This window comes from Vibrio sp. D173a (genome assembly GCF_030248475.1).
This window is the reverse complement of the sequence record NZ_JAHGAH010000142.1, coordinates 1-20,333: the sequence shown is the minus strand read 5'-3', so window position 1 is coordinate 20,333 and position 20,333 is coordinate 1. Positions and strand designations below refer to the sequence as shown.

29 protein-coding genes are annotated in these 20,333 nt (G+C 48.6%); all 29 read right to left on the bottom strand.

Annotation, left to right across the window (positions count from 1 at the left end; genetic code table 11):
• Positions 1-87: 87 nt before the first annotated feature.
• Entirely contained in the window at positions 88-651 is a 564-nt protein-coding gene (locus KIV40_RS15470) for a phage tail assembly protein (RefSeq protein ID WP_285350089.1), read from the bottom strand.
• Between the two features lie 58 nt (positions 652-709).
• Positions 710-1,198, bottom strand: a complete 489-nt coding sequence (locus tag KIV40_RS15465; RefSeq protein ID WP_285350088.1) for a phage major tail tube protein — start codon at positions 1,196-1,198, stop codon at positions 710-712.
• Positions 1,191-2,360 carry a phage tail protein gene (locus KIV40_RS15460; RefSeq protein WP_285350087.1) on the bottom strand — a complete coding sequence of 390 codons (1,170 nt, stop codon included), beginning with the start codon at positions 2,358-2,360 and terminating at the stop codon, positions 1,191-1,193. The genes KIV40_RS15465 and KIV40_RS15460 overlap by 8 nt, the downstream gene beginning before the upstream one ends.
• Complete coding sequence (locus KIV40_RS15455; protein ID WP_285350085.1) at positions 2,360-2,551, bottom strand: hypothetical protein; 192 nt, start codon at positions 2,549-2,551, stop codon at positions 2,360-2,362. The genes KIV40_RS15460 and KIV40_RS15455 overlap by 1 nt, the downstream gene beginning before the upstream one ends.
• A gap of 55 nt (positions 2,552-2,606) precedes the next feature.
• Positions 2,607-2,933 carry a phage tail assembly chaperone gene (locus KIV40_RS15450; RefSeq protein WP_285350084.1) on the bottom strand — a complete coding sequence of 109 codons (327 nt, stop codon included), beginning with the start codon at positions 2,931-2,933 and terminating at the stop codon, positions 2,607-2,609.
• A 7-nt stretch (positions 2,934-2,940) separates the two neighbouring features.
• Positions 2,941-3,738: a hypothetical protein gene (locus KIV40_RS15445; RefSeq protein WP_285350083.1), complete on the bottom strand. Its 798-nt coding sequence runs from the start codon at positions 3,736-3,738 to the stop codon at positions 2,941-2,943.
• The gene (locus KIV40_RS15440) at positions 3,738-4,274 is read right to left on the bottom strand and encodes a phage tail protein (RefSeq protein WP_285350082.1); all 537 of its coding nucleotides are present in this window, start codon (positions 4,272-4,274) and stop codon (positions 3,738-3,740) included. The genes KIV40_RS15445 and KIV40_RS15440 overlap by 1 nt, the downstream gene beginning before the upstream one ends.
• Positions 4,271-4,921: a phage tail protein I gene (locus KIV40_RS15435; RefSeq protein ID WP_285350080.1), complete on the bottom strand. Its 651-nt coding sequence runs from the start codon at positions 4,919-4,921 to the stop codon at positions 4,271-4,273. The genes KIV40_RS15440 and KIV40_RS15435 overlap by 4 nt, the downstream gene beginning before the upstream one ends.
• A complete protein-coding gene (locus tag KIV40_RS15430; RefSeq protein WP_285350079.1) occupies positions 4,905-5,885 on the bottom strand; it encodes a baseplate J/gp47 family protein in 981 nt (326 codons plus the stop codon). Before KIV40_RS15430 ends, KIV40_RS15435 begins: the two co-directional genes overlap by 17 nt.
• A 10-nt stretch (positions 5,886-5,895) precedes the next feature.
• Positions 5,896-6,228, bottom strand: a complete 333-nt coding sequence (locus KIV40_RS15425) for a phage baseplate protein (RefSeq protein ID WP_285350077.1) — start codon at positions 6,226-6,228, stop codon at positions 5,896-5,898.
• Positions 6,225-6,818, bottom strand: coding sequence for a baseplate assembly protein (locus KIV40_RS15420; RefSeq protein WP_285350076.1), 594 nt, complete (start codon positions 6,816-6,818; stop codon positions 6,225-6,227). Before KIV40_RS15420 ends, KIV40_RS15425 begins: the two co-directional genes overlap by 4 nt.
• On the bottom strand, positions 6,790-7,242 hold the full coding sequence (locus tag KIV40_RS15415) for a hypothetical protein (RefSeq protein ID WP_285350134.1): 453 nt from the start codon (positions 7,240-7,242) through the stop codon (positions 6,790-6,792). Before KIV40_RS15415 ends, KIV40_RS15420 begins: the two co-directional genes overlap by 29 nt.
• Positions 7,243-7,252: 10 nt before the next feature.
• Complete coding sequence (locus KIV40_RS15410; protein ID WP_285350075.1) at positions 7,253-7,777, bottom strand: phage tail protein; 525 nt, start codon at positions 7,775-7,777, stop codon at positions 7,253-7,255.
• Positions 7,749-8,084, bottom strand: a complete 336-nt coding sequence (locus tag KIV40_RS15405; RefSeq protein ID WP_285350073.1) for a hypothetical protein — start codon at positions 8,082-8,084, stop codon at positions 7,749-7,751. The genes KIV40_RS15410 and KIV40_RS15405 overlap by 29 nt, the downstream gene beginning before the upstream one ends.
• Entirely contained in the window at positions 8,077-8,412 is a 336-nt protein-coding gene (locus KIV40_RS15400) for a hypothetical protein (protein ID WP_285350071.1), read from the bottom strand. The genes KIV40_RS15405 and KIV40_RS15400 overlap by 8 nt, the downstream gene beginning before the upstream one ends.
• Positions 8,413-8,469: 57 nt before the next feature.
• Positions 8,470-10,443, bottom strand: coding sequence for a ClpP-like prohead protease/major capsid protein fusion protein (locus tag KIV40_RS15395; protein WP_285350069.1), 1,974 nt, complete (start codon positions 10,441-10,443; stop codon positions 8,470-8,472).
• Positions 10,427-11,917, bottom strand: coding sequence for a phage portal protein (locus tag KIV40_RS15390; RefSeq protein ID WP_285350067.1), 1,491 nt, complete (start codon positions 11,915-11,917; stop codon positions 10,427-10,429). Before KIV40_RS15390 ends, KIV40_RS15395 begins: the two co-directional genes overlap by 17 nt.
• Positions 11,910-12,131, bottom strand: coding sequence for a hypothetical protein (locus KIV40_RS15385; RefSeq protein WP_285350065.1), 222 nt, complete (start codon positions 12,129-12,131; stop codon positions 11,910-11,912). The genes KIV40_RS15390 and KIV40_RS15385 overlap by 8 nt, the downstream gene beginning before the upstream one ends.
• Positions 12,128-14,224 (bottom strand): terminase gpA endonuclease subunit, encoded by a 2,097-nt coding sequence (locus tag KIV40_RS15380; protein WP_285350064.1) that lies wholly within the window; start codon positions 14,222-14,224, stop codon positions 12,128-12,130. Before KIV40_RS15380 ends, KIV40_RS15385 begins: the two co-directional genes overlap by 4 nt.
• A complete protein-coding gene (locus KIV40_RS15375; protein ID WP_009841301.1) occupies positions 14,205-14,675 on the bottom strand; it encodes a hypothetical protein in 471 nt (156 codons plus the stop codon). Before KIV40_RS15375 ends, KIV40_RS15380 begins: the two co-directional genes overlap by 20 nt.
• Positions 14,676-14,944: 269 nt before the next feature.
• Positions 14,945-15,217, bottom strand: coding sequence for a hypothetical protein (locus tag KIV40_RS15370; protein WP_285350062.1), 273 nt, complete (start codon positions 15,215-15,217; stop codon positions 14,945-14,947).
• Positions 15,159-15,515, bottom strand: coding sequence for a hypothetical protein (locus KIV40_RS15365; protein WP_285350061.1), 357 nt, complete (start codon positions 15,513-15,515; stop codon positions 15,159-15,161). Before KIV40_RS15365 ends, KIV40_RS15370 begins: the two co-directional genes overlap by 59 nt.
• 9 nt (positions 15,516-15,524) lie before the next feature.
• Entirely contained in the window at positions 15,525-16,052 is a 528-nt protein-coding gene (locus tag KIV40_RS15360; RefSeq protein WP_285350060.1) for a lysozyme, read from the bottom strand.
• Positions 16,033-16,245: an HP1 family phage holin gene (locus tag KIV40_RS15355; RefSeq protein WP_009841297.1), complete on the bottom strand. Its 213-nt coding sequence runs from the start codon at positions 16,243-16,245 to the stop codon at positions 16,033-16,035. Before KIV40_RS15355 ends, KIV40_RS15360 begins: the two co-directional genes overlap by 20 nt.
• Before the next feature lie 245 nt (positions 16,246-16,490).
• Positions 16,491-16,883, bottom strand: coding sequence for a hypothetical protein (locus tag KIV40_RS15350; protein WP_285350057.1), 393 nt, complete (start codon positions 16,881-16,883; stop codon positions 16,491-16,493).
• On the bottom strand, positions 16,884-18,137 hold the full coding sequence (locus KIV40_RS15345) for a hypothetical protein (RefSeq protein ID WP_285350056.1): 1,254 nt from the start codon (positions 18,135-18,137) through the stop codon (positions 16,884-16,886). It lies immediately after the preceding gene.
• 287 nt (positions 18,138-18,424) lie between these two features.
• Positions 18,425-18,784, bottom strand: coding sequence for a VOC family protein (locus tag KIV40_RS15340; protein ID WP_285350054.1), 360 nt, complete (start codon positions 18,782-18,784; stop codon positions 18,425-18,427).
• A 63-nt stretch (positions 18,785-18,847) separates the two neighbouring features.
• Positions 18,848-19,549, bottom strand: coding sequence for a YafY family protein (locus KIV40_RS15335; protein ID WP_285350052.1), 702 nt, complete (start codon positions 19,547-19,549; stop codon positions 18,848-18,850).
• A gap of 270 nt (positions 19,550-19,819) precedes the next feature.
• On the bottom strand, positions 19,820-20,333 hold a 514-nt coding region (locus KIV40_RS15330; RefSeq protein WP_285350050.1), incomplete at its 5' end, for a hypothetical protein.

Below are 20,333 nucleotides of genomic sequence, written 5' to 3'. Positions count from 1 at the left end.
TGAGCTCATATCGACGCACCGCAACATCTTGTGGCCATCGCCTTAATTCAGATTCAGAGGTATTTCGGTGCATGGGAATAAGGTCTATTAGGTTTTCGACGTCATTGGGCGAAAGTACGCCGCCGATTGCTGAAAAAAAGCGCCCACCTGCGGCTTTAATGCCAGGTAGTCGTTAATGGAAAGGAAGTTGAGATCGGACGTTTGTAGACCCGTGATGACCTCAAACATAAAGTTTTCGCGCTCTTTGTCTTCTGTCAGTTCGGCTAAGGCTTCAGAGTGCGCCACCTTTGGAATAGTGAACGTGATGCGCGTGATTTTTTCACCGACTTCATTTTCAAAAGGATGCAGTAAATCAAAGCCGGCTGACTTGCCATCCAGGACATCGCCTTGGAGCTCGTCGGATGGCTTTAAGATCAAATCACAAATGTCTTCATACAATTGATTAAAGTCCGGTACCGCTAGGGTCTCAAATTCTTCTGGCGTCAAATCACTGCAGGCCATGATCACCGCTTTACGTTGTACAAAGAGCTGTTTAGGCGTCAGTTCTTGCTCGGCTTCAATGTGCGGGAGCTTGCGAAACTCGGTGACGGTGATGGTATTAAGGGCCGCGCTTTCACGGGCGAAGAACGTCAGTTTACTTAGGTTTTTCATGAATTTTTTCCAAAAAATGCCCCCAAGATCGGAGGCAAAATGCGGATTGAGTTAAGGGTTAACGTATGCCCGCTAATCCCATAAGGTCGGTGCCACCAATAACGGTTTTACCTGTATCGACATTGATGTCGTGCACGACCGCGCCAGTATCGGTCAGCTTGTACGCCTTGCAGGTACCTTCGATAGTAACGGTGGGTTTCTCGCCCATCTTGACCGCGTCTTTCTTGATATTGGTGATCGGCCCATACATGGAATACACTTCCACGTACTGAACTTGATCCGTGTCTTTTCCCTTCTCCGTGACATTCACCTGAGCGTTATCCATAAAGAAACGGCCCAGCGAGTTTTGGATCTTTTTATGGTCGCCACGCACTTTCAGCGTCCACTTAAGCGGCTCGAGCCCCACGACATCCTCAGACTGAACAAAAGCCCCCTCGTTCGACACCGTCTTGGTCTTAATATCTACCGGAGTGAACTCGACGATCTCGTTCATCATTGGCACGGATTCAACCTGCGCCGCGATCCGCATGCGAATACGATCAGCCATTAATCACCTCCTCTAACCATGTTTCGATAAGGCCGTTATCCACGCTCATTTCATACACCATGTGCTCGTTCGGTGCATAGCGGCCATAATTGACACACAAGTACCAACGCCCAGAGGTATAGTTCTCTAAGTTGTTTTTACTTGGGTGCAGGAATGCTTTAAAGACGGGTATCACGCCTTGGGCGACGAGGTTTTGGCCCCAGTTTGTAAGGCGATCGACCACTTGGCCCATAAACTCTTCGGTAAGCTGTTTGCCCATCAGTGGTTGACTGGTTTCCTCTAGCTTACGCGCCATCAAATCTTCCAAACCAACATGAGAGAGAAAGCGGCCCGTGTTTGAGCGGTTACCTATGATAGATACGCCCCCCATTCGGGTGCGAGCTATCGTGACCACGCCATGCTTATTGAGAAAATTGGCTTGTGTTGTTTTATCATTGATTTTGTACGACACATTGCGAGCGGTTTCATCGCAAAGTACGCCGCGATTTTGCGGGCTTTCCCACCCTTCGACCGAGGCCATGGCCGCCACTAAAGCAATGGAAGCAGGCATAAGCGATTGCACGCCGTCGTAGGTTTTCAAAAACCAAGGGTCAATGATCGCAAGCTTGTCTTGCCCGGTTCCCTCTGAGCCAAATTCGGCCGCAAACTCTGCCGCCGCCATATCATTGGTATTCGGTCCATCGAGCACCGGACGACAACGAACGTCGCGCCCGATAAGCGCCAGTTTTTGACCGACGGCTTTCGAGTTAAAGCCAGGCGCTGCAATGATGGTTGGCGTCTCTGCGCACGCTTTCACGGTTTCAAGGCCAGTGATGGCCCCCGTTGCGCTGTTCACTGAGCCAATAATGTTGGCTTCTGTTTGAGCGGCGTTGCCAGATGTTTCCACAACCGTGACGTACACGATGCACTTTACGTACTCGAGTAAGTAGCGAACCACATTGGGTAAGGTGCCTTGCCTGGTCCCATTGCTATCAAGCGATAACATCGCATGGCTGTAATTCCATAAGCGTGTGGGCTCGTTATAAGTCAAGCTGGCGTTCTTGTTTGGCGCGGTACCGGTTAAATGCACCACCTGCAGCGCAAGTGGTCCCATGCTTGGTTGTGGCTCAATGGTGTTTACTTCTACCCCGTTGAGCTCAAAATCTTGGATTGGCGTGAGCATTATTTACCCTCTCGCTGCGTGGATTTAGACGACACCTTGACTTCAATGGCTGGCCCTAGTTTCCCGTTTTGGATCAGGAAAGCGGTTTGCACCGGTAAAAGGTGAATGGTTTTTTCACTTGGGTACACCCAACGACCATTGAGTCGAAACGCCTCGATGATCGGGTATTCCAGTGTTTTGGGTTTGTTCACCGTACTTAGCTCCAATAAATTTGAATGTAAAAAAACCGCCTGATTAAGTGGCGGTTTAGGAGGTTGGCTTTTCTGGCCAGACGACATCATTGGGGTTAGAAAAGTTTTGGGGCAAGTCCCGCAATGCTTGGCGGTATGTTGCGAACGCCACCTTCTTTTCTGGTGTGATTGGCGCATCGCCTACTTGAGTAAAGTCTGTTTCCGCGAGTCTTGCGTTACGAGCGGATAGGATCTGCTCCCAAAGCGCCGCGTGTTCAGCCTCAAGGCAAATTTCAGCCGCGCGTTCTTGACTAAAGCCCATCTCAATCAAAGTCCCAAGCTCTGCAGGAACATTGAAAAGCGTCTCGCCATTAAAATAAGGTAACTCTCTGATGTATTTCATGTTGCCCTCAGTCTTTTTTTGTATAACGTGTATCGTTATAGAGCGTGTAAGCGTGACGACTCTCTTCGTAGTCAGAACCAAGGATTGGATCGTCAATATGATACGCCTTCACGTGCCAGTCAATTTCAAAGGTTGCCTGCGACGATTTTTCTGATGAAACTTCATCCTTCTCTCGGCTATACCATAAGCTACCTTCAAAGCTTTTTGTGACATGGTAAGTCAGTCCGCCTCTTAGGTAACAGCCACTTTTACGAGAGTGATTCACAACCTGTCCGTCTGTATACCCTAGGTACAGTGGCTTAGCACCAGTGATTGGCCTCGCAATAGATTTCATCGCGAACTGGACGGCTCGCACCGTTTTTCGATAGGTTTGAGAAACCCGTTTGATTTCTAGGTAATTCGCATCCCCATTCCATGGGTATCCAGCGCCCTCCATTTGTAGATTTAGTCCTGCTATGTGAGCAATCCCGTTTCCGAACGGCGCTTTACTTCGGTCTTCCGAATACCATCTGGAAATGGTGATTTGAGAGTCTCCCTCTTGATTACCTGGCATGCCCCACCAAACCGGAAAGAAATAGTCTGTACTCAAACCCGTTAAATCAATCACTGATTTATAGATGCCTTGTCCGTTAATATCTTTTGCCTGAACCTCACCACGCCAGCGTTCAAAGTCATCTTTGGCTTCAATCACTTTTTGGTCAATCTCCCCCATCTTCCCTGCCACCTCTTGCGACAAGGCTTGTGAGGCGGCGGTCTGCTCTGCCGACGTTTTTTGTAACTCCGTGATTTTTTGTTCAATACTCATTAACCCAACTCCGTTCTTAATCGCTCACTGAGCAACAGTTGCTGATGTGCAATTTTGATTTGTGTCGTGCCTAAAGAAATCGTTGCGATGGCCGCATTCAGCATCTCTTCAGACATCAATAAATTCACGTTCTCGGTACCAACCTCAATGGTCACGCTGCCACTTGGCAATGGCGACACGTCCAACGTGAACTTTTGTAACCAGCTCGAGTTCGCTGATTTGTAGGTCAGCAAGGTGTTTGGGGCGGAATACACCGCCAGTAAAGTGCCGGACTCTAAAAAGAACCCCACTTCACGAACCTCGTACTCTTTGTCGCCTCTAAATACTGCTCCCATTCGCAATTGCGTGGGGCTGAGATCTTCCCAATCAGCGATAACCTCTCGCTGCAGTTCATTTTCAAGCGCGGTTTGGTTTGCGGTTGGCGTGTAGCTGTGATCGCCCACGGCAATGTATTTGATTGCCCCTTTGAGCCCTTGATTACGAGCGCTGATAAGCTCGGCAAGGCCCGCGTCTGTGTATTGCACGACATAACTCATGCGATTGCTCCAAATTCAACATCAGTAGAAAAAATTAAGCGGGTAGCCGCGCCCCAATACAAGGGAGCCAAGCCAGGTGAAACATCGCGTATCGTGCCTGTCATCGATTCATCTACACACAGCACTTGATAGCCAGCACCAGAAAACGCCAACCCAGAATCAGTGCCAATCGCCATGACCAAATCAATGGTATCGCGCTCAGATTTGGTATTTTCAATCCGGCTTAAGACTCGATGCGCGGCTGATTTATCTATTGGGGTCTGTCGCTGCCATGCGATGCACTCAATATGGTACGGCGCTTGGCGCGGTTGCATTTGATGCCAGGGCGTGACCTCGACATCGCAATCAATCGCGTCCAGGGCAACCGATAAACCAAACCGCGTGCCCGCTTTTCGGTGAATTTCAAATGCTCTGTCGACGGTTTTACGCTGGCTGTCTAACGTGTCTTTGGGTTGCCAATCTCTCACGCCGCGCTCACCAGCAAGCAAAGCCACAAAAGCGCGGTCGGTGAGTAAGGGTTGTTTGAGATTAGGATACGGACAAGAGGTCGATTGAATCAATTCAGTCCAGCCATACTCCAACGCCTCTTCAATCAAAGACGCATTATTAGGTTGGACCGAGATAAACGCCTCACTCGGATCGGACATTTACCACCACCTCCGTGCAATAAGGTGCCTCATCCCAAGCGCATACCACATCAGCCACCGGCGCTTGAACCTTGGCCCGTTTCGCGCCGAGCTCATAAAAGATATGGGCCACCTCTTCTCGGTCTACGATACTGCCAAGTCTTTGCGCTTTCTCGGCAAACTGCCAAGCCACCGCCACTGCCGACTCGTTATCGACTTCATTGTTTGGGTCTGCCCCTGTAAACAGCGTCACTTCAATGCGGTAAGGCCGAGGCGTGACCGCTTTAACCGTGACCTCGTCTGACTCCTGCGCAATATCATCACGGTTTAAATACTGCTCCGCTCTTTCCAGCAAAGCCGAGCTAGGCACGCCGTCTGCCGATACGCGGCTAAGCAGCGCGACACACACCTTGCCTGAATGTGGCTCGAGCATTCGCGCCTGCGCATCTTTAATGGGATTGGGTAAAGCCGTTTCAGGAAACTCATAACGCATCACTAAGCCGTCTTTTTCGGAGCTGACCGTAATGGTTGGCCGCTCTTCTAAGGTCATGGCATGAAAGCGGTACCCAAGCCGAGTGCCGGTGGTATGAAATTGAAAAGGCGCTAAATCAAACCGCTGCAGCAAGCTTTCATTCGACTCCATCACAGGCTGCTTGGCGGGAAATACCGAATCATCCCCCGCTTCGATAACTTGGCGCTTTAGGCTGTATTGCAGCGCGAGTAAATCCACCATCTCGGTATCGGTCACGTACTTACGAAACATCTGCATCGCTTGGTGATTCTGCTCTCGAATTTCAGCGGTGCGCTTTAAAACAAACGCCTGTGTTACTTGGGCAAGAAGCTCGCCCTGATTATTAAACGCCTCGCGTAACTGTTTTGCTTTGTCTTCATCGCGCTGGGCGCAGTACTCCACCGCGTATTCAATGTACTCACTGAGAAGAGTTTCAAAGTTAGGCTCACTGAAAGCCTGTGGTCTATCGCTCATAGCACTCCGCTCATAACACGCCGCTCAACTGCAAAGGTTCGCCGCGCCAGGTTCCCGAGACTTTGACTCTAAAGCCATTCAAGTGCGGGATAGCTCGGCATTGAATGCCCTGATAACCCGTTAAGCCATTTAATGGATTAGATAAGGCCTCGAGCGTCAGGTTTTGAACGATCATGGCCTCGGTTGGGGTTTGCTGCTTGCCAAGACGTGAGACCGCTCGATTGCCGACACCTCGACGCTTTACTCGGGAGTGGATCGCCGTTGTCAGCACCTTTGCAAAGCGGCAGTTTATCGCGCTCGCACCCGAGACGGCTTTGCCTGTTTGGGGATCAATGCCTATCATTGCTGCTCCTCCGTTGGTTTGGTTGTCGCCGGACCAGGTACCACGCCAGGGTGTTCGTGCTTGTTGTATATTTCCCGATCCGCTTGCATCGAGCGGGTATGGTCGGTGATGTCACCCGTTGCTTGGTAACTGCCGTCTTGCCATGTGTCACCGTAAATCTTTACGCCGCCTGGATAACGACAAATCATCGAGCCGTCATCGAGGTTATAAAGCTCCGACATACCGTTGCCATAATCCGTCATCACCTCGTTCTCTTCGGTGGTTGGGCAAGGGAATTGAGTCGACGGCAATCCCATTAACGCGACGGCATTGTTTAAGCTGTCACCGCTGCCGAGGTTAATAAGTAAACACTGCTCATTGATGGAAGGTCGCCGATATTGGCTGACTCGCCCTGAAGCCAGCACAAAGAAAGGGATACCCTTTACCAAGTTATCCCCTGTTTGAATGTCCACGGTGGTTTGCTCTGCGTTGGCCACAACCCCCAAACGAATGAGGTTTGCAGAAGCGCGATTGTTCTCTTCGAGCTCTTCGTGCAGCTCAAGAACCTTCTTTTCCAACGCACTAACGTGTTTCATCATTTTGACTAGCATGGTGACGACTCCCCTCTATGCAATGCCAGCTCTGCTCGACTGGGCCTAATCGAATTCGCTGTTTCATGGTGACGGTGCGAGCAAACACGCCGTTTTGTGGATCAAACTTACTGGGCAAATTCGACACCACCACCGCCCCTTCCAAATCACTCGACACGCCAAAGCGCTCGCTCTGTAATTCACGCTCTAGACGGGTTGAAGCGTCCAGTGCTTCTAAGTCAAAACCATCCATGGATAAAGGCACCTCTACTAAGAAGCGCAATTCAATCTCATGAAGGTGACGCCCATCGTTGGCATACTCGTTCACCGGCTCTGCTTCTCCGATGTGGTAACTGATGGTGGTGTTGGCCAACTCAATCGCTTGTCGGCGATACACGGTCTCTATCTTGAGTGAAAGCCGTGTCTCTAAGTGATCGAGTACCAGTAACACCCACTCACGCGGCGAGTGAAAGAACTTGTTTGAATTCACGATGAAAAAACGCCTCAAATTTACGATTAATGTCTGGCAAGTAGTTCTCAATGATCGCATCAACGTCATCGGCAATATTGAGTTCCACTTTTTCAATCGACGATCTCGATTTACCGCGCCGTCGCCATACCAAAAGCTCATCGCTGTTCATCGGAGAGATAAACGCGCCGGCAAAGAAATGCTCACCGACTTGGACACCCAAGCGGTTTTGTACTGGCTTACCCATTCGGTGAACCCCGATGTCGCGCACACCAATCCACAGCTTCGACGACTTTCCATTTTTGTAGACGCGAAACCGTGAGCGCAGCGCTTTATTATCAATACTTAACTCGTAGCCAAGCTCGGTCATCGATACGCCGCGTAACCAACGAGAAGTCAGCGCAGCGGCTCTCAGCATCACTTTGGGGAGCTCTTTTTCAAACGCTTCGTAGCGACGAATAAACTTGGTATCTAACAGCGTATTAGATCGACTGAAACTCGGACCACCCATGTTGCGCCCCTTGAGTATCTAACACCATCACATACTCTCTCATGAGCTGGCTTGTCGAGCTGCGGCTTTTCACGGCCGCATCAAAGACCAACCGATAGCGCTTGTCGCAATACAGCAGCGTGCAGCACTCAGGCAGCTCCGAATCCGTTGCCAGCAAATGCACTTGATTGACGCCCTTCTCATGACTTCGAATGTAACCGATCACTTCAATCTGCTGCCCTTGTGGCGTCAACACCACCATGGCACGGCCAAAGCAGCGTTGGATAGATTGTCGAATAAGATCTCGAGCCGATTCAAAATTACTCATTAACGAACTCGGTGATGAGGCCGCCCGTCAGCAGCACACCATCTTCGATGAACACCCCAACGGGTTGAGCCACATCCCCAGGTTCGGTGGGTTGTGTCTTGGTAAATTCGCCGTCTTTGAAATACGCTGCCTCAGAAACAAAGCTCACGCTATCGCCCGCTTTGATTGGGCCATCGAAATGACCTTGGGTGTAACACACCGCCGTGTCGCCAGCTTTGGCGGTAAAGTTGGGTACCACTAATAAAGACCCAAGCAAACACGGCACATCTTTAATAAAACCACCCGCTGGCACAGGCGCTACAATCTTTTTTCCATCGCTTAAACGCATATTGTCACCATTAAAAAAGGGCAAGCTATGCTCACCCTGTTAGTAAAATCACAGCTCTTAGGCAAAACTCGCCAGAGCAATACCACGGCGATCGAGTACCTTAGACATCAAGTCATAAGTAATGCGGAACTTAGCACCATCACTGCTCCAGCCGTCGCCCGTTTCTAGCCACGGATCTTGCTGGCCATCTAAAAAGCCCATCACGACGGTATCGAAGTCTTTACCGGTTAACGCCAACGCGCCATCGATATCGCCAACACGCGCGGTTTCAATCACCTTGCCAAACTTCTTGTAAGCTGGGTTAAAGACGTCCGGTTTACTTGCTGTGTTCAACACCGCTTCAAACATCGAGGCGTGGTCTGGGCTGGCAATCAAAATCTCACCGCGCAAGTCTAATGCATCGCCCTTGCCCGCTTGGCCATCGAGTGGAATGGTGGTGGCCGTTGCAAACACCTTATGCAGCGCCATGATCATCGCCGCGTAATCGCCTTTTGGAATGCTTCTGATGAGATTGCCCCAGCCTTTGTCTTTGCCTGCTTTAAACACATCGTCCCCATCGGCCATCTTTCCGGCGAGGATAGCGTTGAACATCAACTTGTCGGATAGACGATAACCCGACTGCATGAACTTACGCGGCACCTTGGCCACTAAGCCAATTTCATCATTAATGATGGCGTGACGAGTGAACTGGATCTCTCGCCCAAAGGTTGCAAGCTGAATACGCTCACCGCTGCCTTTTAAGACCGCCGCTTTGTATTCGCCATCTTCCGCGACTTTCATTAAGTCCGGCGCATCGTTCACCATCACCAGCTCAGTCTCACGAAAGTCCGTTAGATTCTCCACGTTCGCCAGCTCTCGCCACATTGGTGCTCGCGCTTGCGCCTCATCACGCATTACAGTGCGAATGCCCTCGGTGATGATGTCGCCAAAATCCCCCGAGTTAAACGCTCGGTTTACCAGCTCATTTTTGGTGACGGCGCTTCGGGCGTTCACATCGAGACAAGCCCGCGCCATGTTGAGCAATGACTCATGGCCAAACGAATTATCCTTTTCTAAATCTGCTACGCCGCAGCGTGCGTTTAGGGCATTTTGCAGCTCATCTTTGACATGGTTGCCGTTGCCAACGCGCATGTGCGTGGCGGTTAAGTTTGCTTCAGGCTCTTGCTGGCCTGCCGCCGCTTGGCGACCAATACTTTCTAAAATCTTGGTGGACGCTTGCCCCACCGAGCACGATAAGTCGGCAAGCATTTCATTGGTGAGCGTCTCACTGATTTTATGCTGGGCGCACAGCGCACGAATATCCGCTTGGCGTTGGTTCTCTGCTTTCACGGCATTTTGTATTTCTTCATTTGGATTCGGCATGTCGCTTACCTGCTTGGTGTTATTTTTAGGTTCATTTGGTTGGCGCTTGAGCGAGTTGATAAGCTCACTTGGCGCGTGTTTAAAGTTCTTAAAATCGGACTCATCGAAGCTTTGTAATGAGTTACTCAGGTCGACCGCCTCCACCACTTCATCGACTAGCCCCCAATCTTTGGCAGCTTGCGCGGTAAACCAGGTTTCGCTTTCCATTGCGGTGAGCACGTCTTCAAGCGGTTGGCCAGACTTCTCCACGTAGGCTTCAGAGATGGTTTTGGTGGCCGCTTGTAACTGCTGCAGCGCGGAGTTGATTTCCTTCTCGCCGCCCCATGCCCCAATCGATGGATTGTGGATCATCAACATGGCGTTTTCAGGCATTCGGATGGAATCACAGGCCAGCAAGACATAAGTCGCAATGCTCGCGGCCATGCCATCAACGATGCCTACCACCTTTCCTTTGTGGGCCTTTAAGGCGTTGTACATGGCTAAGCCTTGGTAGACACTACCACCGCCACTTAACATGCGTAATTCGACCTCTTTACCATCGGCGACTTGCAGCGCGGCGATGATTTCCGTTGCATCAATGTCGTAAGCGCTGATGTCGCCATGCACCCAGATCTTGATCGCATCGGCTTCATTTTTGAGTGTGTACCAGCTCTTATTTGGCTTTGGCATGGTTGGCCTCTTCTCTTTGATTGTTGAGCTTTGTCGCATGAGCAGGATCGGACGTGCTCACGATGTGCATATCGTTCATTTGTTCTCGCTCCGATTGAATTTCACGCCGAGTGGATAAAGGATTTATGTTGCGTTCACGCTGCGCATGGCTGAGTGAATACAGCCCCAAGCGGGTGCCTTTTTCCACGCCTACCATCTCTTTGCCTGGATCAATCCATGGCATTACGGGCGCTTGATAAATCGCATTTAAGATGGTCGCTCGGTCAACGTCTTTCGGGATCTTGACCTCGCCGGCAAGCATCGCCATTTGCAACGCATGCCGATACTGTGGACGGGTCCAACCCAAAACGAACTTGCGCTGCAGTACTCGATATCGACTGAATGAATCGATTAGTTCTTGCCGCTGCGCAGAGTAGCTGCCGTTGCTGTAGTCTCGCGTCACACTGGAGTTATTCACCCCTGCGCCCCCGCTGGCCAATCGAAGCTGAGCATTACGAAAAGGACTGCTCATGGTGTCTTTTCGGTTGTTCTCCACTACACCGGCATCTTCACCAGGTGCCAGCTCAAACGAATTTCCCATGCCTAAGAACAAGTCACCGCCGCGATCGAACGCATCTGTTGCGTTGGAATTTAATGTTGGGTCGCGTTTGATGTAATAAGCAAAGCGGCTCGCTATCTGGGCGCTGATGCGTTCAGATTGATCGTAATCTTCAATGTCATCGACCAAATCCAACACCGAATGCAACAGGGAAATGCCACGGTTTTGGTGAAATCGGCGGGTAAACTTCAAATGGCAAACAAACTGCGCATCGACATCGACAAACTCAAAGCCTCGCGCGTCTCTTTGAATCAAATAGCTGATGGCCTGCCCCAATTGATTGCGTTTAATGCCCTCGAACAATCCCCCGTCGGCTTCGGTAATATGCGCAGGAATAAAATCAGGTTCAAACGGCTGCACCGCAAAGGGCGTGTCGGTTGGGTAACTCAAATCCTTGTGCCTACCCATGAACATGCGGCAAAACACCTCGCCATCACGAAACCAGGTTCGACCCGCAAGCCACTCGGTTTCTGCTCGAGAGTGCTCCGCATCGATGTTCTGCTTTAACGAGAAGTTCTCCCACCACGTCATGATCGCCTGAGCACATTCAACATGGACCTCGCCTTTATGATTCAAAGGTTGAGGCTCGACCATGATGCCGTTCGGGCCAATCACATTGGCGCAGAGTTCATCCAAAATGGCGGTGACAAACGGGTTGTTCTCATCCATGTGTCTAGCTCGCTGATACACGGCTTTCGCGCCCTTGTTCAACGCATTGGCATCGCCTTTGGATTGCTTGTTGGTCTTTTTGGTGTGTGGGTTTCGTGGCAGTGCGGCGTTGTATTTGTTCAAAAGCCGTCGGTCATAGGCGCGTTCCAGCCCTTTGCGGGGATTAAATACGGCGATGAGCTTGTCTAACAAGTTTGGGCTACTCAAGATAATTTCTCCGTATCATGGAACGCCGCCCACCTTGTGCCTCTGACACGATAAGTCGCTGCAAGCGCTCTATCTCTCTGCGCACTGTCGCTAAGCTGGCCAAGGTCAACTCTTCCCCTTGCGCCGTTCTCACCGTCTGTTGCTGTAAGATCTTCTGCTCGGCTGCTAGGTACCACTGCAAACGGTCTTGATTGGTGGTTATGACTAAACTCATCCGAAAATACCTCTTGAGTGGTTGTAACGTTTTTTAGGCTTACGCTCGAAGACCGGCTGCAAATCGGCATCAACCACATTCGGGTTGATTTGCCATTCCGACGCCCAAGGTGGCGGGCTTTCCCAATGGATATCGTCACCACCAAGAAAGTGCATGCCCGCTTCGGCATAGGCGCACAAATCAAAGCTCTCGTTGCGCGTCTTCTCAGGGCAAATCCACTGGCCTTTTTCATCAATGAATTCCGCCGTCAGTTCATCGAACCACTCTCTTTGCGCCCACGAAGGCAAATGAAAATACCGAGAACCAAACTCTTCACGGGAATAGCTGGCCACCACACGGTTTTTAAGTCGGTTGGTGTGCAGCAGCAGTAAGGGAATTTCACCGTGCGCCAGTTTACTGCGCTTATCGGGGTACGATTCTTTGATTAGGGAATCCATGTCTTTGTTGCTGGCCCCTTTCACCAGGCGAAACAGATGGGACAGGCCTTTCGATTTAAGTCGGTTATAAAACTGGTAAGCGAAATCGGTGACTGAGGTTTTCTTACCATCTTTTTCCCCTGCCGAGCCGCCCGAGTCACACAGCGTTAATACCGGCTTCATCACACGCCCACTGCCATCGGCAACGGGGTACGTTTTTTTGATCACCTGCTCGATAAGCAGATCCCAATCTTCGGCGTAAATGGCGGGGTTAATACGGTCGCCATTGCGGTGTGGCGTGGTGAGAATTTCAAAGCGGTCAATGACCCAACGTTGCAGCCCTTCACCAAATACCTGTGCTTGCACCACAAAGCGAGCGTTAGATTTACCGCCTTGAACATCGATGTTCATGATCAAGAAGCGGCCACCAACAGGCACGACACTGCGCAAATACGGGTTGCCTTTGGCTTTTTCCATCAGCTCATGAGCGCCAATATCTTGCCCTTGAGATTGCAGGATATAAGAGCGCCCCATTCGAGTGTTGATGAAGGAGATCAACGCGTCTTCATCACCACTGTCTTGATAAATGGCCTCGGCATTGAGGTAGCGATACACCAAGTTTTGCCAACTGCTGTAAGCCGCTATCACCCCCTCAAACCAAAATGTGGCCCATTTGGTGGTGCGTATCTCGGCCTCGTCTTCGACTAACTCGCCATATTGGTCCACCGCCCCTTCACGAAACCATTGTCCGCTTGAGTTTTTGGCGTGTTTATCCACCTCTTCAATGCGGTGGCCACACCTTGGGCAAGCTACATACGCCGTTTGAGAAGCAAGCAAAGGATCGTCTTTCTCCTCCCACTTTAGCGTTTCGAATTCTGGCCTAAAGTAGGCATGGCAATCGTCGCACGACCAATAAAAACGGCGTCTATCACCTTGGTTATACAGCGAGGCAATGCCCCCACAAGGTTGCGCCTCATGAGGGAGCAACTCTTCTACCGGCTTAGGGTGGCGAACAATACGACCAGGCGAACTCTCAGCCATCACCATGCCCGAAGACTTGGCGTTTTGAACCCGCATCAACATCAGCTCAAACTTGGAGCCCTCTTGCCCCACGCCATCATCGGCCCTGTCGTAATCCGTTGCGCCAGCATAACGATACGTCGAGGCTGATAAACTGGTCTCTGTGGCTGAATCTAACTTAAGATTCATGCCATTCTTAAACTTCTTAGAGGTGATGTTATCGTCGGACTTTCGCCCCGTTCTTAAACGCGCAATGCCTGGCGTTGATGAAAAGCAGCGGTCGAGATCCGCCTTAGACATATCGGTTGCTTTGGTCTTGGTGCTGTAAATCAGCAGCATATCGCCTGGGGCTTGCGTGACAGTGTAATTAATCCATCCTTCGACTAATGCCTTGGTCTTTCCCGAACGTGCAGGGCCAACCACAATCACGGCTTCATAAATGCGCCTCGCCAAACAGTTCATTGGCTCTTTCATGTAAGGCACTAACGAAGATAAAAACTTGGTGACATCGGTCCCGTCTGATATCCACAAATCCTCATCCGCAGCTTCAATGGGCGTCTTATCGGTTGGCGCGCACAGGTAAGCCAGCTCTCGCCGTATCTTGGCCGCATCCGCGTACTGAACCCCAAGGCGTGAATCAAAGTTGTTCAAGCCCATCCGACACCGCCTTTAAATCATAATTAAGTAAACTTTCTAGTGCTTCGAGTTGCTGCGTTGTCGCCGTCGGGATTGCTGATTCAATCCGCGTGATCACCTTGTCTTTAAACCCCTTCACACCAGAAATACAAATGGCAATTTCATTCTCATAGTCCTCTTTAGAGATGCACTCGCTTGAGTCTTTTTGCAGCGCGAGCTTTTCCCGTTCTGATTGCACGTAAGCTCTGAGCTCTGCAGCGGTTTTAAACCCCATCAAATCAGGGGCATCGCTCTCTTTTAATGGCGCTTTGCATAAGTACGGCGTGACCTGAACCACGTCATAAAGTGGGGTTTGCCCTTTAAACGCGACAGGCTCAATGCCGGCGGATTTAAGCTTTTTGCGGATCGTGGAACGGTGATAGTCGAACGCTTCCAACTCGGTTAAATTCCAAAGTCGTTTTTCATTGTTCATTGAAAGCCCTCATCAATAAGTCTCGTCTCTCCGAGTGTCACGCCCTTTTTCGCATCAAGCTGACGTTGCTGGTTAATGGAGTTCTCTCAAACTCTGCTTGTTCCTTTTTGGCTCTGAACTTGCGCTAGCATAGAAGGAGTATCAGCAGCGAGCTGAATATGATCATGGCTAACAAGTCAGACAGCGAGGAACCCACGCTTGCACCCCTACTAAGGAAAGGGTTACGGGCAACAACGGATAACGGTGGACGACCACCCAAGAAGTAAGAGTTATTTGCCCGTATTGGGGAGCGCACTGTCGTAACCGTAAAAGTCACGCAAGTGCTCAATTTGATCGGCGCAATTACGCCAAGCCTCTAGCCATATTGGGTCACGCTCGACGGCCTCACCATAGGTGTACGGCGGCGCTGTAAAAGGTGGTTGGCAAGAAGTGAGATAAACGGCAGGTGGCAGCACCAAGCGATCGTGGTACTCAGTCACCACCTCAGTGGTAGTACAGCCACCGAGCAGAATCAGGGATAGGCACATCTGCGCATTTTTCATGGTTCAGTACCTCTTTGATTTGGGTCACGGTGCGAATCGTTACCCTTTTTCGCTCTGCCTTGGCTTGCAACAGCTCATCAGCGGCTCGCTGCGCCTGCCTAACTTCATCCGTTAGGCTTTTAACCGCAATAGACAGGGATTTATTTTTGCTCAGTGAGTCTTTGAACTGGCCTTGCAGTTCGCCATATCGCTTGGCTTGAAGCTTGGTGAGCTCAAACAAGTAAGCCGAGGCCGCTAAGCTGCCAAGCAGCAAGACAACCAACCCCACCAAAAAAACCGTTTTGAAAGAGACGTTCATAAGCTCCCCCTACCAGCCGTTCAAGCAAACTTGCCGTTCTATTTCACGGCGTTTCACTACCCCTGAACATTGGCTATCAGGGTCATTGCAGTTTTTACCGTTAACATAGACCCAACGTGAAAGCTCGCGGCAGGCTTTCAACGGTTGGTTTTGGTTGAACAGCTTAAGCATGGTGGAGCGTTTTAAGTTGCCAGCGCCAAGGTTAAACACAAAGCTCACCAGGACATCGAACTGAGCTTGCGTCACATCCGTGGTTAGGTAACGGTTTACCGCCTTTTCTGCGCTTTGGACATCGGCGATAAAGTTGTGGGCAATCTGCGCTTCATCAACCACATCGCCCTGCTTTACGCCTTTTGTATGGCCAAGGCCATTGGTCCAAACATTGGCGCTGCATTGATAGGCCTGCGTTCGGCACCCTTCTAGGTTGGCGATATGCGCAAGGCCTTGTTGGCTGGTTTGCATGTTGGGTGACAGGCTAAAGACGACGGACAGGACAACCGCAACAGAGCAGACGGCTTTATTGATTAATTTTTTCACAGAGCTCTTCCGAAATTCGTTGCTTGCGAACTTCTTCAAGCAATTTGAGTTTAATGCTGCGATTGGTGAAGTAAGTGACGAACACCATCACCACACCAATCACCGCTGCCCAATCTTGGATACTGAATGCCCCAGTCAGGGCCAGTAAGGCGCTAGTGAGATATGATAAGAATGAACTGAGTTTATCTTGCATATGAGGCCCACAAAAAAGCACCCGACTTTCACAATGAAAATGGGTGCTCGTCAGTTATAAACGCTAGAAACGAAAAAACCCCGCCGAGTTGGCGAGGTTTTCTAATGTGGTAATTATGCACACTTGGGCGGAGAGTTCAATAAAGATGAGGTTTTTCTGTCGTAATTTCGCACAATTATTAGCTTCGGAAAATCGAAAATTAGCAAAAAGATTGGTTTATCTTGGTAAGCACTAAAGAATTCAAGTTAAATCACATTGAAAAGTTTACCGAGCAAACCAAAACAAAAAACACCGATCCAGCTCCACATACCCAGCGCATTAACCCACATGAATACTGTAAATTTCTTTGATTCAGTCGTTACTCTTTTACGAATGAATGGAAATTTGACCCAATAATCAAAACAACGACTACCTATCTCCCAAGATAGTTGATACTTAGGCCGCATATGCCCTTTATCGTCATAGTACTTACTAAGATCTTTTGCTAAATGTCGATCCATAGAAATAATATGCTTAAAACTACCTAGAGAGACCACTGAAACCATTATTACACCAGGCACAGACCAAACAACGGCATACCCGCCACAAATAGACGCAGGAATCATAATAAAAAGTTCCCACCAAGCAGCATTTGACATTTATTCAACCACCCATTCATAGATATCATAAACAAGATCACCGCCAGCTTTACCGACCGTTGACCCGCTAACACCACCAATAGCACCTCCAACAACAGCCCCCCCTATTGCTGCAATCGCTAGTACAGGAGCTGACACAGTCACACCAATAATTAAAGCAAAACCAGATACGGCTGCCGTAGCAATTCCAACTCCAGCTCCTCCTCCTTTAACTCCTCCGTACACTCCACCAATAAATCCACCTATCTCTCGAGTCGTCGTCTTACCACAATCTCCGGTACTATCTACTTTACATGCCTCATAAATATTACTCATACCGCTAGCAGCGCCGACCATTAAGCTGACATATCCTAAGCCTCTCGAAGCAGAGATACCTATCGCAATATTACCGATGCGTTTGCCAATATTTTTAACAAAACCAGTTTTTAAAATTTCATCAGCATTGTGTACGACGGACTTAGTAGAAAGCTTTAGATTGCGCTTAATTTGAGTGTAGACAGGAAGTTGAACGCTACGCTTGGACAGTATTGCAAATGATCCATCGAGTTTTTTAAATAACTCAGAACGGTCAGCAACGAATGAACCGTAATTAATACCACCTGTTCTACTAGCCATAGCGACTTGAGAAACATAGAGATGATTAATCTCTAACAGAACATTTTGAATATTCTTCAAGTTCTGTTCGACAAGTGCAGAAGTCGCACCGACGCCAGTAGCCACTTGAGCATAATAATCCGTTGGTAAACCATCATTACGGATCCTTTCATCCAGTTGATGAGCAAAGAGTTCAAAATGACGGTTAAGCGTTGAGACCTCTTCATCTAGAAGTTTGCCCAGCTCTACACTTGCTATCTTGGCTTCTTCTGTCCACTCATCGAGCAAACTTTGATCTTCAGGGGTTTCTGGTTTGGTTGTTGGTAACAGAATAATTTCACCCTGACGAACAGGCTCATTAAGATGAATATTGCACTGCTTAATATATTGCTTTTGGTCTTCTTCGGTTTCATCCGTAAACAAACTCGCCCACAGCGCCTCTTGTGACTGCGTCACAGGCGATTGCATCCAACCAAGTTCAAAAACCTGTGCTGCTTTTTCACGTTCAGCAATGACTCTTTCTCGGTTTTCTGCCCATCGCTCTTCATCGTTTGCAGTGTATTTCAATTCTTCCGAGCGTTCTCGACGTTGACGCGCTGCGCGTTCTGTTGTTGTTTCTTGTCTTTCTTCTGGAGCTACAGGAGCGGATTCATATCTCATGTATGTCGGCTTTACAGATAAATAAGAGGGATAATAACAACATTTTCAGTTATTTATCATCCTCAGAAAGGTGTATTACCTATTTAACTAATGAAATAGGCAATTTAACAAGTCAAACAAACACAGTGAAGGCCCAAATGATATTGGCTTTCACTGTGTTCGATAACTTTTTGTAGGGTATTTGGTTTAAAATTTTTTTGGGCAAATTCGTGTTACATGCACCGCCAGCACGGCTTTGGACAGAAATGAGCTAGCAAAGATGCTAGCTTTTAAACCAAAAAGCAATGTTAAGCAAATACTCGTAAGCGGTGACCATCTGGGTCTAATGCAACAAAGTTAACGCCATATACAGATTCTTCACGTTCTTGAGCAAATACTACACTCTGCTTTTTCCATTGCTCGAACAGGTTGTCTAGCTCGACGCGACTCGTTGCTGGGATAGAAAGCTCTATGCCGCCGCCTCGAACTTGGCTACTTGGTGTTAAAGCATCAGCTTGTTTAAGAGTAATCTTCACGTTTTCAGCAAACTCTACAACTGCGAAAGTTGGTGACAAAAGCTTTGGTTGGCACTCGAATACACTCTCATAAAAAGCCATGCTAAGTTGGACGTCTTCTACATAAAGAACAATAGAATCAATTGCTAACATAGTAATTACCCTCGTTTCATAAATTACGGAATCAAGTATATCCAAAAGTGCTGACAGTTTTTGTCAGTAAAGAATACGCTTATGTTTGATGCCCTCCAAGGCTTCCCATTCAGTGAGTAGAGCGTGACGAGAGCGCTTGTATTTCGAATCAAGTTGAGAAGTCGAGTGGATTCTATCAAGTCGGAAATTACGGAAGTCGTCTCGTGCTTCACACCATGCAACCAAAATAGAGTGTTGCTCAAACATACCTATGAGAATTGGCCACACAATCCTTTTGCTGATAGAGCCTTTGGCATCTTCGTAGACAATTTCAACTTTATGTTCTTTCTGAATCGTTGATTTCAACTCATTTAGAGAGATCATAAACTTCGGAGCGTTGAGAGTTGAAGCAACTCTAATGACGCTCTCAATATGTTTAGCTTCGTGATCGGTGGGTAACACTGCTGAGATTTTAGCAAGTGCGTTAATGGCTGCCTCGCTAAACTCTCCGTTAGCTTGCTTTGCTACCCATTCCGCTCCTAACCTGAGGGCTTCAAGCTCTTCTAAGCTAAACATCATTGGTGGTAAATCAAAGCTAGGTTTTAAGATATAACCAAGACCAGCTTCTCCTTCGATATCGGCACCTTGAGCTTGTAAAGTAGCAATATCACGATAGATAGTGCGCACACTTACATTAAGCTGACTAGCCAATTTCTCAGCGGATATTGGGTATTTATAGCGTCGTAGTAGCTGGAGAAGATCTAAAAGGCGTTGACTTCGAGACATTGTAGAACCCATAAAATATACAATAGGTATAATGTACTAAAAGAGGATCAACAGTTCATGTTATAAAAATATGCGTGCGAGACTTAGCAATAAAATTGTCTGCCGTCTTGACTCTCGAAACTCATAATGGGGCACTTTCGAGCTAGAAAGTGCCACGTGTAAAAATTCAACCTGAGAAGTTCTTGGACAAAAGTAAGTTACGGTTGAAGCTCTAACTTGTTCCTTGAACATTAGAAAAAGTATCTTGAGTCCTAAACGCTTGTTAGGTTTTTACTCAAATAGTTCACTAAACTTCTCTGAACTCCAGACTGAAACAACTGGCGAATCTGATACAACCGCTTTACTAAAACCATACTTTTCGCTTTTAGTAACGAAAGCTATTGGAGCGGTTCTATATAGTAAGGCTACTGAATTACCATCGGCCGACCATTGAAAGCTAAAATCTTGCTCTACTGTCTTCTCAATAACTGATGTTTTGGAAACCAGCCCTTCGTGTAATTGTGGCGGTTCCCCTGCTCTCATTTTCTGCTTCCAAGTTTCCTTGGCAACAGGTGCGTATTGTATGTACGCCACAGCATCTCTCTCTGGCTTTTGAGTTTGAGGCTTAGTTAAGTAAAGCATCCCAGACTCCTCAAACTCATCGAGAATTGCATAACGTTCGGACACTTCGTTGTATGAGCTTAAAAACAAACCCTCAGACATTACTACCCCTGACATCAACGTACACAAAATAAACAGTATTTTCTTCATGTGACTCCGAAAGCCTAACGAATGACATGGATTC

Bases quoted from the DNA above. Each gene is read 5' to 3' on its own strand.
- KIV40_RS15470 (WP_285350089.1), bottom strand. From the start codon at position 651: ATGAAAAACCTAAGTAAACTGACGTTCTTCGCCCGTGAAAGCGCGGCC.
- KIV40_RS15465 (WP_285350088.1), bottom strand. From the start codon at position 1,198: ATGGCTGATCGTATTCGCATGCGGATCGCGGCGCAGGTTGAATCCGTG.
- KIV40_RS15460 (WP_285350087.1), bottom strand. From the start codon at position 2,360: ATGCTCACGCCAATCCAAGATTTTGAGCTCAACGGGGTAGAAGTAAAC.
- KIV40_RS15450 (WP_285350084.1), bottom strand. From the start codon at position 2,933: ATGAAATACATCAGAGAGTTACCTTATTTTAATGGCGAGACGCTTTTC.
- KIV40_RS15445 (WP_285350083.1), bottom strand. From the start codon at position 3,738: ATGAGTATTGAACAAAAAATCACGGAGTTACAAAAAACGTCGGCAGAG.
- KIV40_RS15440 (WP_285350082.1), bottom strand. From the start codon at position 4,274: ATGAGTTATGTCGTGCAATACACAGACGCGGGCCTTGCCGAGCTTATC.
- KIV40_RS15435 (WP_285350080.1), bottom strand. From the start codon at position 4,921: ATGTCCGATCCGAGTGAGGCGTTTATCTCGGTCCAACCTAATAATGCG.
- KIV40_RS15430 (WP_285350079.1), bottom strand. From the start codon at position 5,885: ATGAGCGATAGACCACAGGCTTTCAGTGAGCCTAACTTTGAAACTCTT.
- KIV40_RS15425 (WP_285350077.1), bottom strand. From the start codon at position 6,228: ATGATAGGCATTGATCCCCAAACAGGCAAAGCCGTCTCGGGTGCGAGC.
- KIV40_RS15420 (WP_285350076.1), bottom strand. From the start codon at position 6,818: ATGCTAGTCAAAATGATGAAACACGTTAGTGCGTTGGAAAAGAAGGTT.
- KIV40_RS15410 (WP_285350075.1), bottom strand. From the start codon at position 7,777: ATGGGTGGTCCGAGTTTCAGTCGATCTAATACGCTGTTAGATACCAAG.
- KIV40_RS15405 (WP_285350073.1), bottom strand. From the start codon at position 8,084: ATGAGTAATTTTGAATCGGCTCGAGATCTTATTCGACAATCTATCCAA.
- KIV40_RS15400 (WP_285350071.1), bottom strand. From the start codon at position 8,412: ATGCGTTTAAGCGATGGAAAAAAGATTGTAGCGCCTGTGCCAGCGGGT.
- KIV40_RS15395 (WP_285350069.1), bottom strand. From the start codon at position 10,443: ATGCCAAAGCCAAATAAGAGCTGGTACACACTCAAAAATGAAGCCGAT.
- KIV40_RS15385 (WP_285350065.1), bottom strand. From the start codon at position 12,131: ATGAGTTTAGTCATAACCACCAATCAAGACCGTTTGCAGTGGTACCTA.
- KIV40_RS15380 (WP_285350064.1), bottom strand. From the start codon at position 14,224: ATGGGCTTGAACAACTTTGATTCACGCCTTGGGGTTCAGTACGCGGAT.
- KIV40_RS15375 (WP_009841301.1), bottom strand. From the start codon at position 14,675: ATGAACAATGAAAAACGACTTTGGAATTTAACCGAGTTGGAAGCGTTC.
- KIV40_RS15370 (WP_285350062.1), bottom strand. From the start codon at position 15,217: ATGAAAAATGCGCAGATGTGCCTATCCCTGATTCTGCTCGGTGGCTGT.
- KIV40_RS15365 (WP_285350061.1), bottom strand. From the start codon at position 15,515: ATGAACGTCTCTTTCAAAACGGTTTTTTTGGTGGGGTTGGTTGTCTTG.
- KIV40_RS15355 (WP_009841297.1), bottom strand. From the start codon at position 16,245: ATGCAAGATAAACTCAGTTCATTCTTATCATATCTCACTAGCGCCTTA.
- KIV40_RS15350 (WP_285350057.1), bottom strand. From the start codon at position 16,883: ATGTCAAATGCTGCTTGGTGGGAACTTTTTATTATGATTCCTGCGTCT.
- KIV40_RS15345 (WP_285350056.1), bottom strand. From the start codon at position 18,137: ATGAGATATGAATCCGCTCCTGTAGCTCCAGAAGAAAGACAAGAAACA.
- KIV40_RS15340 (WP_285350054.1), bottom strand. From the start codon at position 18,784: ATGTTAGCAATTGATTCTATTGTTCTTTATGTAGAAGACGTCCAACTT.
- KIV40_RS15335 (WP_285350052.1), bottom strand. From the start codon at position 19,549: ATGTCTCGAAGTCAACGCCTTTTAGATCTTCTCCAGCTACTACGACGC.